Genomic DNA, 14316 nt, shown 5'->3' on the forward strand with positions numbered 1-14316 from the left:
ATGGCGGGTGCCGCGAAAGATTGTCTAGGAGTGGTCTAGGAAATCTTGAGGACGGTGCGTCCGTGGTGGGTGCCCTCGAGGAGGGACTTGGATTCCTCGACAACTTCCGACAGTGGAATCGTATTGGTCAGGGACTCAAGGATGGATCGGTCCAGCTTGCGTGCGAGCAACTGCCATGCGTTCTGGCGGTAGTGGAGCGGGGCGTCAACAGAGTTAACACCGGCCAGGTGTACGTTGCGCAGAATGAAAGGCAAGACGGTGGTGGGCAGGTCTGGGCCAGCGGCCATACCGGTGGAGGCGACGGTGCCGCCCCACACGGTGCGGGCCAATACATTGGCCAGGACGTGGGAGCCGGAGGTGTCGACGGCACCGGCATAGCTAGCCTTTTGTAGTGGCTTTCCGGACTCGGCGAACTCGGCGCGGTCCACAATGGTGTGGGCGCCTAGCTCGTGGAGGTACTGGGAGTAGTCATCCGGGCGGCCGGTCATCGCGTGAACCTCGTAGCCGGCATTGGAAAGGAGGTTCACGGCGATGGAGCCTACGCCACCGGTGGCGCCGGTGACCAGGACCGGACCATCGGGCAGCCCGCGCAGAGAATTAACACACAGTGCGGCAGTGTAGCCTGCGGTGCCAACAGCGGCCGCCTGCTCTGCGGTGAAGTCCGCGGGCAGGGCGACGGTTGCTTGGGAGTTAACGCGCTGCTTCGGAGTGTAGCCGCCGTGGCGGAATTCGCCGAGGCCATCGCCGAAGGAAGATACCAAGGTGCCAACTGGAAGGCGCTCGACGCTAGATTCAGAAACCGTGCCGACCACGTCGATGCCCGGAACCAGCGGGCTGGTACGCATGACGCCGCGGTCACCTGCGATAGCCATGGCGTCTTTGTAGTTCAGGGAAGAATAAGAAACATCGACGGTAAGGTCGCCCTCGCCGAGGAACTCTCCCTCTTCGAAGGAGGTCGTAACGGACTTATCTTCGTTGCGAGTTACTAGTAGCGTGCTCATGCTCACCATCGTACGTTAAATGTGATGCAGAGATTTAACAGCGAATCTCACGGGGATTTTTCAGGCTCGCTTGTTAACTTGAACAACATGACGATGATCACGACATCCACCCGCATCTCGCGTCAGGTTGGGGCGCGGGGCGTGCCTGCCCGGCCCACCCAGTGGCGCAATGCCGGTGTCGCCTGCGTGGTCGTTTTGATGGCGATTGCCGTAGCTACGGTGGGCAAGCCATTTATTGATATTCCCGGCGTGATCGATGCCAGTGCGCATGCCCGCCGCAGCCTCGATCTGCAAATGTTCAACGGCTTTAATAACCCTCATCCGTGGTGGGGTCCGTGGACCAATACCTTTGGCAATATCGCGCTGTTTATGCCGCTCGGGGCGTGTCTGGTGGTGCTGGGACAGAATTCGCGGCGCGTCCGCTTCGGCCGCGGTGGAACTATCCTTCTGGCGATGGCGCTCAGCCTGGGTATCGAAATTACCCAATACGTATTCTCGTTGGGATTTAGCGACGTCGATGACCTCGTTTTCAACACCCTCGGTGCGTCTGTGGGCGCGTTCTTGGTAAGCCGCAGCAGCGCCAAGGGACAGCTGCGGACCGTACGCGTCATCGGATGGCTTGCGGCATTGAGCTTGGGTGCATTACTTCTTGCCGTTATGGCCGGGGTAGTTCTCTAGAAACTAGGTCTCGAGCGGTGGGCCTTAGGCTGGTTGCGGCTGAGTGGACTCTTCTGCGGCGGGATTTTCGTGCTGTGATTGCTTGCGTTCTTTAACAATGCCCGCCGCCAGGGCGCACAGACCAACCGCTATCCAAGCCAGGAGCGTCCACACCTCAGTGCTAATGGAAGCCAGCGGGAAGTAATTTACCGAGCGGGTTAGGGAAGCGGTGGCTGCATTGGGGAATAGTTGGCCAAGGGCTCCCCACGGTGAGGCAATGAACTCCTTGGGGGCCATCGTTCCGGCTAGGGGGTTGCCAATCAGCATTATGGCAAGTGCGCCGAGCCCGAATCCTGGAGTTCCGAACAAGGCACGGAGTCCAACAATGAAGGATGAGGAGGCGGCGATGCCAAGGGTGAACACGCCCGCTGAAGTCCAGAAGCCAGCCGGCAGTAGATCGAATACCCCGCTGTAGACCCAGGAAACGAGGAGGCCTCCGAGTGGTGCGTATACAGCGAATGCGAGAAGACGCTGAGTGTTTTTCTGCAATACAAAGGAGATCAGTGCCGCACCGATCATGCCGCCGAAAGCTACGGGCAGGATAGAGAAGTTGATGCCCGCTCCTTGTGGATCACGGCTATCCAAGGGGGCTAAATCTCTTGCTTTGACATCGACGGAGGGAACTTTGTGTTCAGGAAGACCCCTAGCTTGAGCGGCGGCCTTGGCTTGGTGATTTGCCATCTCGCTCAATGGCTGTGACAGGTTTTTGATGATGTTTGCCTGGGGCAATCCCGCTGCCGAGGAGTAGAGAACCTCGGGCTCTTGGCCAAGGACGATTGCGCCTGAAACCTCACGTTGTTGAACCAGCCGTTCGGCTTCGGCCCGGTCCGAGGCGGGTTGCGTCTTGAATAGGCCGGGCTTCTTTTCATCGAGAGCCTTTTGAATCTGTGCAACTTGCTGAGGTTCACCGACCACGGCGGTGGAAATATCGCGGGGTTCCATCGTGGCCATCGGCCACAGGAAGGCTAGAAGGAAGAGTGTTAGCGCTAAGGGGGCGAGAGCCCCGACGACTAGCGCCTTCTTTACGTTGCGCATGGGGTACCTGCTTTCGGTTCGTGTGGGTAGTCCGTCAACCGCAATTCAACGAACGTTGAACATGCTAATTCAACAACCGTTGAAATTCAACAGGTGTTGAAAATCTTAGAGAGGGTAAAGGTAAAATACCCAGCATGGAGAACAAACATGCAGGACGACGGCCCGGCAATGAGGAGACTCGAGAAAAGATCCTGGCCGCAGCGTGTACGCGTTTTGGCGATGTAGGCTTTGAGGCCACCACAATTCGCAGCGTGGCAGCAGAGGCCGAGGTAGACCCTGCGCTGGTGATGCACTACTTCAAAAACAAGCAAGGCCTTTTTGACGCAGTTGTCTCAAGCCTGCAAGAACTCCCTGGGCGGTTGGAAGATGTAGCAGACGTAAAAGGCTTCATCGCCCAGTACTTGCAGCTTTGGGAAGCAGAAGACATGGGGTCGAGGTTGAAGGCGGTATTGCGCGCCGGGGTGGGCTCTTCCCATGCTTCCGGAGTATTGCGGCAATATATGGACGAGCAATTCTTGGAGCTAGTATCCCAATCTAAATTGAGTGCGACGGTATTCGATACGCCAGAAAAGCGGGAACGCATTCCCTTTATTGGCGCCATGCTGGTTGGCGTTGCGATTACGCGCAACGTGATTCTCGTTCCCTATGTGCGGGAGAAAACCATCGATGAGCTCGCAGAAATCTATGCAGCGGCCTGCGAGGCGATTTTGGGGGCGCGGCCTTAGGCGAATAATTCCACTCGGTGGCCCCATTCAAACATGGTGGTGCCGGCATCGGTGCCGCTTAAGCCCTCGAACATAGCGAGGGGAGAGGTGGGAACCATTCCGGTGACCTGCGATACGCCGTAGTTTTCAAGCAGTACCGGGGCTAAGGGAGTTGATGGGCCCAGGACGACATTGAAGGACTCGCGGGAGAGCTCGAGCAGGCGGGGAGCGGTTTTATTGACAAAGGCAGAGCCGGTAATAAAGACATAATCGCACTCGGGCAGGATGTATTCGGCGGCGGAATCGGGATAGTCGCCCTCATTGAGCGAGCGCTCCAACATATAAAAATCCGCAGCCTGGTTGAGTGCCTTGGGTGCAAAAGGGAAGTGGCCGATTACCGCTACCTTCTTCCCGGCGACGGCGTTGCGGAAGGGATCGAAGATGTGGGGCCAGGGGGCGTCGGCAAGCGCAAAGCCATGCTCACCGGCCACGGAAGGTGTGGCGTAGTAGGAATTTAGCGCGGCCATGCCGAAGGAAGCCTCCGAAAAATTCCAGCTCTTGGCCAGCTGGGCTATGGCGCGTAAAGGAACGCCGGAGTACTCGGCGCGCATCTGGGCCGGGCGAGAAGTTGCTGACATAGTCATGGCCATGCCGCAGCTAGGACTTTCGGTGTATACCCTGGTCCACCGCGGGCCTTGGGCGGCGCGGGAGACCACTATGTCACGGGGAATGGCATCGATGAGGTCATCGTAGAGATCCCAGGCAGACATGTATAAACCAGCTTTCCCAAATTGTGTCGCACTCTCTGCGTGAAGGCAGTGTAGTCGAATTAGCTGGGACTAACCTATAGCTTTAGTCACATATATTCGCTACATCGTTCGCGGTCTGCTTGGCAAAGGGGCTTACCCCGGTAATGGTTGCGGAGCCGGGGCCGGTCCACGTGCCGTAACCCACGAGGAAGAGGCCGTCGACGGTGGGGGAGGTGCCATCAAGGAGCCTGCGGATGGGCCGGAGGGCAGGCCGGAAACCGGTGCACCAGATGAGGTGGTCTGCGGTGACTTCTTCAAGCGAAGAAAACATGGGGGTGGCCTGCAAAAGCCCTGAATTCCGCGCGCGTAGGACTGGTGGGACCATCACAATATCGCCCAGGTTGGAATCCGCGCCGGGGTCTGGCTCGCCACGCAGCATAGCGTTGAGGCGGGCGCGATTGCGCTGAAAGAGCACGCGGCCGTCAACATCATCGGGCATCCACCGCGGGGAGTTGCGGGTATACCAGGTGGTCTCCACGCCGGAGAGCAGGAGCTCGGCCGCGATCTGGGCACCGGAATTGGCCGCGCCCACGACCGCCACGGTGGACCCGGCAAAGTCCTCCGGGCCCGGGTAGAAGGCCGAATGCCATTGCTTTCCGCTAAAGTCGCCGGGGTAGTAGGGGATAAAGGGCGCGGACCACGTGCCCGTGGCCGCCACGACCGTGCGCGCGGTCAGATGCTCTGTACCGGCAAAGACGTGGAAGCACGCGCCATCATGGGTCACCTCATCCACTTTGACTGGCCGGCGAATGGGCAGTTCATAGCGCTGCTCGTAGCGCGCAAAATAGTCGATGACGTGGCTGGCCGGCGGAAAGCCCTCGTGGTGGGGCATGGGCCATCCCGGCAGGTTAGAGGAGGCGGAATTGCTAAAGAGCGTCAGCGAAGGCCAGGTGTGGCGCCAGGCCGCGCCGGGGCCGGGTTCAGCGTCCAGAATGACAAAATCCAGCCCCTTCTTGCGCAGGTAGTAGCCCACCGCAAGACCCGCCTGACCGGCGCCAATGACTATGCAGTCCAGCATTAAATGAGCTTCCTCTCCCGCGCCACGGTCACCGCGGCGGTGCGAGTTTCCACACCCAACTTCTGAAAAATGTGGATGAGGTGGGTCTTGACCGTGGCCTCAGAGATGAAGAGTTGCTTGGCCAGCTCCTTATTGGAGGAACCAGTAGACAGCGCCCGGAGGATTTCTAGCTCGCGGGTGGATAGCGATTCCTGCGGCCGGCCCACGCGCTGGGCCAGGAGGTCCACTACCTCCGGTGCCAAGGTGCGGCGGTGCGCGGCGGTATTGAGCACGGCCTCGTGCAGCGCCTGCTCGGGGGAATCTTTAAGCAGATAGCCCATCGCGCCGGCCTCCACGGCGGCAAGGATATCGGCCTGCGTGTCATAGGTGGTCAGGATGAGCACGGGTGGGCCGTCGGCTTCTACTACCCGCTTGGTGGCGGCGATGCCATCCATGCCGGGCATCTGGATATCGCAGACCACGGCGTCTACCTGCGGGGCATCATCAGTAAAAAGCTTATCCACATCCGCGCCGGTGGAGCCTTCCATTACTACCTCGACATCGGAGAAGGTATTGAGGATGGCGCGCAGGCCGGCCCGGACCACTGGGTGATCATCAATCAGCATGACATTAACCATTGCTTTTCTCCTTCAGCGGGATACGGACGGCTAGGGCAGTGCCTTCGCCGGATTCCAGGTTCATGGTGCCGCCCACAGCTTCCACGCGGCCGCGCAGGCCGGTAAGCCCGAAACCATGATCCCCGCCATCGGGGCCAGGGGAGGCGGATAGTCCGCGTCCATTATCAACGACGTCCAAGGTCACCGCATCCTCGAAGAGGCCGAGCGTGACCACGGCGCGCGAGGCGTGGGCGTGTTTGATGACGTTATTCAGGCCCTCTTGGGCGGCGCGCACGATGACCTCTTTGATGCGTTCGGGCACCTTGCCGCTGCCGGAAACCACCAGCTCAAAGGTGGTCTCTTCCCCCAAGGCTTTCACGCGGCTGCGCATCTGGGACAGTAGGGAAGTGAGCTGGGTTTCCAGCCGCTCATCGGGGCCGGCAAGCTCGCGGACGAAGCGGCGGGCCTCAGCCAGGTTCTCGCTCGCGACATCCTCAATGACCGCCAACTGCTCCTCTTTGGTCGCTGGATCATCGGTGCCGCGGGCCGCGCGGGAGAGCAGCAAGATAGAGCTGAGGCCTTGCGCGACGGTGTCATGGATCTCGCGAGAGAGGCGCTCGCGCTCCTCCAGCCGGCCGGCTTGGTGCTCGCTGGCGGCCAGCTCGGCTTGGGTTTCGCGCAGCTGCTTGGCGATGTCCCTGTGGTGCGCCGCCTCTGCCTGCAGCCGCCGCTGGATGAAAAAGACCGTGGCCGCAAAGGCGGTACCGATAAGCGGTCCCACGGCCGCAGCGATGGACCAGCCCTCGGGGTGCAGCCAGGCGGGAATGAATGCCGCTGCTGCCCACAGCACGGCGATGGAAACCAACCCAGGCACGGTGGGCAAAGCACGCAGAAAGACAAAAATGAGCGGGAATTCCAGCCACATGAAATCCTGCGCATGCACCATCAGGCCCAGCCACAGGAGGCATAGTCCGCCCAGCCATAACCACGTGGGCAGCCAACGCTGTGCGGCATACACCACGGCGAGGGCGATGGCTAAGCCGATCACCCGGGCGTCAAGCCGGTCATCCACATAGGCGCGCGTCACGCCGAAGACCAGCAGAAACGCGAACATGGCGTGGAGGCCATAAACCCATAATTTTTGTCCTTTAAACACAACCACCCAGGATATCCGCGCACCGGTGGACCGTGAATCAACCACTTGGTTGACTCGAGGTTCAGCGAGCTGGCCGATTACTTCTGACCTGCATAAAGCGAACATAGAACTATGTTCCTAGCAATCAGAGAAATCACCACAGCGCGCGGTCGCTTCGCGCTCATCGGCGGCACGGTTGCGCTCATTACCCTTCTGCTCGTGATGCTCTCCGGCCTCACGGAGGGCCTGTCCAAGCAAAATACTTCCGCGTTGGAGTCCCTAGAAAAGGAATACCCATATATTTCCTTTTCCACCGAGGACCCTTCCTTTAGCGAATCCGAGATGCACGCCGGCGATGTCGCTAGCGATGGCATTCCCTTCGGTGCGGCCCAGACCAAGCTGGAGGGGCACGGCGGCGTTGCCGTCCTCAGCCTGCCGGCCGGAACTCAGGTTCCGGGTAGCGATAAGACCATCCCGGAGCAGGGCGTGCTCCTGCCAGAGTCCATCGACGCGGCCGGTACCGTCACCCTAGGCGGCGCCGACTTTTCGGTGGAGGGCACCGTCCCAGAGACCATGTACTCCCACTCCGAGGTGGTGTGGGCTTCCACCGAGTCCTGGCAGCAGATTAGCCACGCTCCGCAAGACGTTATCGGCACCGCAGCGCTGTATAAGTACGAGGTTCCAGGCTCCGTGAAGGTGTCCACGTCCTTTTCCGGCCTAGCGGCCTATCAGTCTGAGCGCGGCTCGCTGCTTACCATGCAGGGCTTCTTGTACGGCATCTCCGCGCTGGTCACCGTCGCTTTCTTGACCGTATGGACCATCCAGCGCACCCGCGACCTGTCCATCCTGCGCGCGCTCGGCGCCACCGTGCGCTATCTCCTGCGCGATGTCCTGGCGCAAGCGGCCATCATTTTGGCCGCCGGCACCATTGCGGGTGCCGTCGTTGGGTGGGTGCTCGGCGCGCTTGCTTCCGGCACCGTGCCCTTCGATGTTTCCCTGCGCACCATCGCCGTTCCCGCGGTTGGCATCTGGGCCCTCGGCATGGCCGGCGCCCTTATTGCTACCCGCCGCGTAGCTAAAGCCAACCCACTCGATGCCCTTGGAGGAAATGCTTAACATGTCCACCATTCTTGATATCCGCAACGCCACCGTGACCTACCAGGACGGTGAGACTACGACCACCGCGCTTGCCGACGCCTCCCTCATCGCCGAATCCACTACCCTTACCGCCATCGTGGGTGAGTCCGGGTCCGGCAAGTCCACGTTGCTGTCCGTAGCCGCAGGCCTCATCACCCCAGACTCCGGATCCGTGCACGTGGACGGTACCCGCTCCATCATCTTCCAGCAGGCCAACCTGCTGTCTTCGCTCAATGTGCGCGACCAGTTGGTGATCATGGACCATATCGCTGGCCGCAAGCTGCGCCCACAGCGCGCTGATGAGCTATTGGAGTTTGTTGGCCTAGCGGGGATGGGAAACCGCCGCATGGGTCAGTTATCCGGTGGCCAGCGCCAGCGCGTCAATATCGCCCGAGCGCTCATGGAGCAGCCGGACCTGCTCTTGGCCGATGAGCCCACCTCCGCGCTCGATTCCCACCTCTCGCAGGAAATCATCCGCCTCTTGCGCGATGTCACCCAGGAGATGAACACCGCCACCGTGCTGGTGACCCACGACCGCTCCCTGCTGAACTTCGTTGACCGCGTGGTGGAGGTCAAGGATGGCCACGTCTCTGAGCAGGAGAAGGTTTCTGCGCTCAGCTAGCCTCAGCTAGCGCTGCATGAGGAGTAGCCGTGCGATTGCCTGCGGCACGGATGCGGCAATCTGGGAGGCGGAGCAAATCCCAAAGCCGTCCGGGGTGTGGGCGGCAATGGCCGCCGCGTGTTGGTGGATGGCTGCCGCGTGCAGGATTTCCATAATTATCGCCTCCACATCCGCCTCGGCGGCATCCAGTTGCGCGAGCGTCGCTCCGAGGATGCCAGAGAGCACGTCACCAGAACCGGCGGTGGCCGCGTAGGAATGCCCTGCGTTCATGCCATAAATCTTCTGGCCTGGGGCCGTGACCGTGGTGATCCGGCCCTTGTGCAGGATGAAGCAGTCGAGGGCATCGGAAAGCTCTCGCAGGCGCACCCCGAGCCCCTCCGAAAGATCAAGTTCGCGGCCGAGAGTTGCCGCGTAGAGCCGCGCAAACTCCCCGGCATGCGGGGTCAGGACGGCGCAGGGATGATCGCGCACGAGTTCGCGTAGATCGCCGTCGGTCGAGAGCACGGTCAGCGCATCGGCGTCGATAATGGTGGGCAGCCCGCGTTCTAGCACGGCGCGCAATTCCGCGGCCGCCTCCGGTCCGGTGCCTCGCCCAGGGCCTACGACCCAGGCTTGGGCGTGGACTTTTTCTTGGGCACTGGCATGAGGCACTACCTCCGGCAGGCTCGTGACCACGGAGTCATTGCCCACGACGCGAACCATGGACGGCGTGGCGCGCACCGCTCCCGTGGCGGCGAGGATGCCCGCGCCGGGATAGGCGCTGCTGCCAGCACAGACCGCGGTCACCCCGCCGGTGTACTTGGTGTTTGTCGCCCCCGGAGTCGGATCCAGAATCGGCCCCGTGCAGCCCACCGGCTTCGGGGCGGTGACCAGGCCTTGTTCTCCCGAAAGCACCGGCTCAGTCGGCCACTGGTAGGGCAAGGTAATAGTGGGTTCATTGGCGATATAGCCCACCGGCTCCGCGGTAGCGGAAAGCTCTTCTGCAAAGGAGCGCGCGGCGCCGGGCAGTAGCAGATCGCAGAGCACCACCGCACCGCATGCCGGGGCAAAGATATGTCCGGCACGAGCCCAGCCAAAGCTAATGGTCACGTCTGCCTCTACGGCATCGGCTGCGGCTACGCCGGTATCGGCGCTAATTCCCGAAGGAATGTCCACCGCTAATACCGGCACCCCACGCTCCTTGGCCTCGGTATAGGCCCTCAATGGGGCACCGGAAAGGCCGCGGGTGGAGGCGAGGCCGGCGACGGCGTCGATAAGCAGATCGGCGTCTCCTAGGCCGTGCGCACTGGTTCCGCCGGCCGCGGCAAATGCGTCTAGCGCGGGTTCGTGTGCGGCATCCGCCGCGAGGATAGCCACTACTGAATAGCCTTCCTCCGCCAAGAAAGCGCCAGCATAGAGGCCATCGCCGCCGTTTCCGCCTGGCCCGACAAGGATAGTTACGCGCCGATAAGAGCCGAGCATGCTCGCGGCCGTGGCCGCCACGCCTCGTGCGGCCAAACGCATGAGCTCATCGTCAAAGTTCTGCTGGGCTAGAAGGGAACGCTCCGCCGCGCGGACGGCAGTAACGCTATAGGCATATCGCATGCCCGCCAGGATAGGCCTTTAAGGAGCCGGCTGGCAGGTCGGACACCAGAATAGGTTGCGTCCCTCCATGACTCTTTCCGCCACTGGGGTGCCGCACACATAGCAGGGCAAACCGGCGCGGCGATAGACATAAACCTCCCCGCCATGGTCGTCTTTACGCGGTTCGCGCCCCATGGCTTCGGGGGAATGCTCGGGCCGCACCGTATCAATGCGGCCGTGTTGCACCCCGTACTCCATCAGATCCACTAGGTCGGTCCACGTGGCGTCAAAGGTTTCACGGGAAACGTCGCGGCCAGGCAGGAAAGGGGAGAGGCCGTGGCGAAAGAGGGTCTCCGCCCGGTAGATATTGCCCACGCCGGCATAAAGGTGCTGATCCATCATGAGGGAGCCGATGCTGCGCCGCGATTTATGCACTTTGGCCCAGAGCGCCTCCACGTCAGCGTCCGTGCGCAGCGGGTCTTGGCCTACCTTGGCTAGCTGGGCGCGGAATTCCTCTTCAGTGAGCAGGCGGCAAAACTGCGGCCCGCGCAGGTTAGCGGCCTCGGCGCCATTATCAATGCGCACCCGGATCTGTCCGCCTACTTCCGCGCGGGGCTCGAAGCGCAGCTTGCCAATCAGGCCTAAGTGAATATAGAGGATATGGCGCGGATCCTGGGCGCTAAAGTGCACGAAAAGGTGCTTGCCGTAGGTCTCTGCCAGCTCGATGCGCTCGCCATCGAGAAGCTCCGCCTCCGCTGCGAAGCGACCCTGCGGACTGGTCACGCGCAGCGGCATGCCGCGAAAATCGGCGTTGAATTTATTAGCTAGGCGGTGAATGACGTGACCTTCAGGCATGGAATCCAGTCTAATCGGGAAGAATTTTCGGCAAAACCGGGCGCTAACCTGCTCACTTATTTACGGGGTGACAATAGCGTAAACTCGAAATGCGGAATGATTTAACTCAGGGGAAGGCTTTCAAATCATGACGCAAAAAATCGGCTTTGACCGCGAGAAATACATCGAGCTGCAGTCGAAGCACATCCACGCCCGCCGCGAGGAAATCGGCGGCAAACTCTACTTGGAGATGGGCGGCAAGCTTTTTGACGATATGCACGCCTCCCGCGTGCTGCCCGGATTCACTCCGGACAATAAAATCGCGATGCTGGAGCGCATCAAAGAGGACGTAGAGATCCTCATTTGCATCAATGCGAAGGACATCTCCCGCCAGAAGGTGCGCGCGGACCTGGGCATTCTTTATGAAGATGACCTGCTGCGCCTGGTGGACGTATTCCGCAGCCGCGGATTCTTGGTAGAAAACATCGTCATGACCCAGCTGGAGGAAGGCAACTCCCAGGCGGAAGCCTTCATCGACAAGGCAGAGCGCCTCGGCCTCAAGGTGGCGCGCCACCGCGTTATCCCTGGATACCCCACCAATACGGATCTTATCGTGTCCGAAGAGGGCTTTGGCCGCAATGAGTTTGCGGAAACCTCCCGCGACCTCGTCGTGGTCACCGCGCCGGGCCCTGGCTCCGGCAAGCTGGCTACTGCGCTTTCGCAGGTCTACCACGAGCACCAGCGCGGCAATAATGCCGGCTACGCCAAGTTTGAAACTTTCCCTATCTGGAATCTCCCCCTGGAACACCCCGTGAACTTGGCCTATGAGGCCGCCACGGTGGACCTCAACGATTCCAATATTATTGACCACTTCCACCTGTCCGCCCACGGCGAATCCACCGTGAACTACAACCGCGATGTGGAAGCATTCCCGCTGCTACGCACGCTTTTGGAAAAGCTCACCGGCACCACCCCATACCAGTCTCCAACGGACATGGGCGTGAACATGGCCGGATTCTGCATTACTGATGACGCCGTGTGCCGTGCCGCCGCCCAACAAGAAATCATCCGCCGCTACTTCAAGGCGCAGGTGGAAGAGGCGCGTGCCGGCTTGGGCACCGAGCAGTCCGAGCGAGCCGCCGTCATCATGGCCAAGGCCGGCATCAAGGTAGAAGATCGGCCCGTGGTGGCGCCTGCGCGCCAGCGCGCGGAAGAAACCGGTGAACCCGCCTCCGCTATGCAGCTGCACGACGGCACCATAATCACCGGCCGCACCGCGCCCCTGCTGGGCTGCTCGGCGGCGATGTTGCTCAACGCGCTGAAGCACCTGGCGGGCATCGATGACGATATCCACCTGCTGTCGCCCGAGTCCATCGAGCCGATTCAAACGCTCAAGACCAAGCACTTGGGTTCCAAGAATCCACGCCTGCATACCGACGAGGTGCTGATCGCCTTGTCCGTGTCTGCGGCGAAGGATGACAATGCCCGCAAGGCGCTGGAGCAGATCAAGGAACTTGCTGGTTGCGACGTCCACACCACCACCATCCTGGGTTCTGTGGATGAGGGAATCTTCCGCAACCTTGGCGTGCTCGTGACCTCTGACCCAGTCTTTGCCCGCAAGAAGGCGCTGTACCAGAAGCGCTAGGTTCTGCGTATTAGAGAGTCGGCCCTTTCAGCTTGTGCTGGAGGGGCCGCAGTCATATAAGGGAGAGCTACAAGATTGGGGATCTGCGCAGCTGCGGGCCTAAGATTAGGGCGTGACTATTGGCAAAGTTCTCCTATATTACTGCTTTACCCCCATCGAAGATCCCACCGCAATCATGCTGTGGCAGCGCACCCTGTGCGAGTCCCTGGGGCTCAAGGGGCGCATCCTCATTTCCGAGCACGGCATCAACGGCACCGTTGGCGGCGATATGGAAGCCTGCAAGCGCTATGTCCGCCAGACCAAGGAATACCCCGGCTTTAAGCGCATGCAGTTTAAGTGGTCCGAAGGCGGCGCGGATGACTTCCCGCGGCTTTCGGTCAAGGTGCGCGATGAAATCGTGGCCTTTGGCGCGCCGGGCGAGTTGAAGGTGGATGAAAACGGCGTCGTTGGCGGCGGCGTGCACCTCAAGCCAGAAGAGGTAAATAAGCTGGTAGAAGAACGTGGCGAGGAGGTCGTCTTCTTTGACGGCCGCAACGCCATGGAAGCGGAGATTGGCAAGTTCAAAAATGCCGTCGTGCCCGATGTGAAAACCACGCATGATTTCATCGAGGAAATCGAGTCCGGCAAGTATGACTGGATGAAGGATAAGCCGGTGGTGTCCTACTGCACCGGTGGCATTCGCTGCGAGATCCTGTCCTCGTTGATGAAGAACCGCGGCTTCAAAGAGGTCTACCAGATCGATGGCGGCATCGTGCGCTATGGCGAAAAGTACGGCAATGATGGCCTGTGGGAAGGCTCCATGTATGTCTTTGACAAGCGCATGCACCACGAGTTTGGCCAGGGACTGCAAGACCCAGGCTTCATTCAGCTGGGCCACTGCGTGCACTGCGGTAAGGGCACGAATACCTTCCACAATTGCATCAATGAAGATACCTGCCGCCAGCAGGTGCTCATCTGTGATGACTGCATCCAACATGTAGAAACGCAGCACTGCGGCCGGCCAGATTGCGCCGAGGTAGCAGCAAAATTCGCCGATCAAAATTCGAGGTCTTGATTAGAAACTGCCAAGTGCTGTCGAAACAGGCGTGAGATCGGGAGAGGCAACGCTCGGCAGATGCTTTGCTTCGCCGCAGGGTGGGCTGAGCGTTAACTAAAAAGTTAATAGAGTTTTACCGCCATTTTACTTGCTGCAAATTACTTTCAAGTATGTTGATTTTTATAGGTTCCGGCTTTGACCGCTGCGTTGCAGGATCGCACGTATCGGTGGCAGGCGGGCCGAAGGCTTTCACATTCGACTTGAGGAGTTTAATTTTATGCTCAGTTTTAAGATGAAGGGGGGTGTTCCTATATAGGTTGTCAACCTCGAGGGTGGAGAAATCGGGGGCGGATTCTCTCTGCGGGGTTGTTTGGTCGTGTTGTTTTCGGGCATGGCTGCTAGCCGACTGGGATTTTACCCGGTCGGCTATCTTTACTCTTAGTGTCTAGGCGGCTAGGTCTTCC

General features: G+C 60.3%; 14 protein-coding genes. 6 read left to right on the forward strand and 8 right to left on the reverse strand.

Annotated features, from left to right (window positions below; translation table 11 throughout):
- Positions 1-35: 35 nt before the first annotated feature.
- Positions 36-1010, reverse strand: coding sequence for an MDR family oxidoreductase (locus RAE09_RS09765; RefSeq protein ID WP_005325912.1), 975 nt, complete (start codon positions 1008-1010; stop codon positions 36-38).
- A 78-nt stretch (positions 1011-1088) separates the two neighbouring features.
- Between RAE09_RS09765 and RAE09_RS09770 the strand changes: the two genes are divergently transcribed.
- Positions 1089-1679 (forward strand): VanZ family protein, encoded by a 591-nt coding sequence (locus RAE09_RS09770; RefSeq protein WP_244261943.1) that lies wholly within the window; start codon positions 1089-1091, stop codon positions 1677-1679.
- A gap of 24 nt (positions 1680-1703) precedes the next feature.
- Here the strand turns inward: RAE09_RS09770 and RAE09_RS09775 are convergent, their stop codons facing one another.
- A complete protein-coding gene (locus tag RAE09_RS09775; protein ID WP_005325914.1) occupies positions 1704-2753 on the reverse strand; it encodes an ABC transporter permease in 1050 nt (349 codons plus the stop codon).
- Positions 2754-2887: 134 nt separating this feature from the next.
- Between RAE09_RS09775 and RAE09_RS09780 the strand changes: the two genes are divergently transcribed.
- A complete protein-coding gene (locus tag RAE09_RS09780) occupies positions 2888-3478 on the forward strand; it encodes a TetR/AcrR family transcriptional regulator (protein ID WP_316981580.1) in 591 nt (196 codons plus the stop codon).
- On the opposite strand, the gene RAE09_RS09785 is transcribed toward RAE09_RS09780, so the two are convergent.
- The 4 genes from RAE09_RS09785 to RAE09_RS09800 form a co-directional block, all read right to left on the reverse strand.
- The gene (locus RAE09_RS09785) at positions 3475-4227 is read right to left on the reverse strand and encodes a DUF364 domain-containing protein (RefSeq protein ID WP_316981581.1); all 753 of its coding nucleotides are present in this window, start codon (positions 4225-4227) and stop codon (positions 3475-3477) included. The genes RAE09_RS09780 and RAE09_RS09785 overlap by 4 nt on opposite strands.
- 82 nt (positions 4228-4309) lie before the next feature.
- Positions 4310-5284 (reverse strand): NAD(P)-binding domain-containing protein, encoded by a 975-nt coding sequence (locus RAE09_RS09790; RefSeq protein ID WP_316981582.1) that lies wholly within the window; start codon positions 5282-5284, stop codon positions 4310-4312.
- The gene (locus RAE09_RS09795; RefSeq protein WP_250412805.1) at positions 5284-5901 is read right to left on the reverse strand and encodes a response regulator transcription factor; all 618 of its coding nucleotides are present in this window, start codon (positions 5899-5901) and stop codon (positions 5284-5286) included. Before RAE09_RS09795 ends, RAE09_RS09790 begins: the two co-directional genes overlap by 1 nt.
- Entirely contained in the window at positions 5894-6994 is a 1101-nt protein-coding gene (locus RAE09_RS09800; protein ID WP_316981583.1) for a sensor histidine kinase, read from the reverse strand. The genes RAE09_RS09795 and RAE09_RS09800 overlap by 8 nt, the downstream gene beginning before the upstream one ends.
- Before the next feature lie 153 nt (positions 6995-7147).
- Between RAE09_RS09800 and RAE09_RS09805 the strand changes: the two genes are divergently transcribed.
- Positions 7148-8131 (forward strand): ABC transporter permease, encoded by a 984-nt coding sequence (locus RAE09_RS09805; protein WP_316981584.1) that lies wholly within the window; start codon positions 7148-7150, stop codon positions 8129-8131.
- Between the two features lies 1 nt (position 8132).
- Entirely contained in the window at positions 8133-8774 is a 642-nt protein-coding gene (locus RAE09_RS09810; protein WP_316981585.1) for an ABC transporter ATP-binding protein, read from the forward strand.
- Positions 8775-8780: 6 nt separating this feature from the next.
- On the opposite strand, the gene RAE09_RS09815 is transcribed toward RAE09_RS09810, so the two are convergent.
- Positions 8781-10358, reverse strand: coding sequence for a bifunctional ADP-dependent NAD(P)H-hydrate dehydratase/NAD(P)H-hydrate epimerase (locus tag RAE09_RS09815; RefSeq protein WP_316981586.1), 1578 nt, complete (start codon positions 10356-10358; stop codon positions 8781-8783).
- Positions 10359-10376: 18 nt separating this feature from the next.
- Positions 10377-11192, reverse strand: a complete 816-nt coding sequence (locus RAE09_RS09820) for an Fpg/Nei family DNA glycosylase (protein WP_316981587.1) — start codon at positions 11190-11192, stop codon at positions 10377-10379.
- Between the two features lie 127 nt (positions 11193-11319).
- On the opposite strand from RAE09_RS09820, the gene RAE09_RS09825 reads away from it, so the two are divergent.
- Positions 11320-12816 carry a DUF1846 domain-containing protein gene (locus RAE09_RS09825; RefSeq protein ID WP_316981588.1) on the forward strand — a complete coding sequence of 499 codons (1497 nt, stop codon included), beginning with the start codon at positions 11320-11322 and terminating at the stop codon, positions 12814-12816.
- Between the two features lie 112 nt (positions 12817-12928).
- Positions 12929-13870: an oxygen-dependent tRNA uridine(34) hydroxylase TrhO gene (gene trhO / locus RAE09_RS09830; protein ID WP_086588352.1), complete on the forward strand. Its 942-nt coding sequence runs from the start codon at positions 12929-12931 to the stop codon at positions 13868-13870.
- Positions 13871-14316 lie beyond the last annotated feature (446 nt).

Origin of the sequence: Corynebacterium tuberculostearicum (assembly GCF_032821615.1) — a bacterium.
Classification (GTDB): domain Bacteria; phylum Actinomycetota; class Actinomycetes; order Mycobacteriales; family Mycobacteriaceae; genus Corynebacterium; species Corynebacterium tuberculostearicum_H.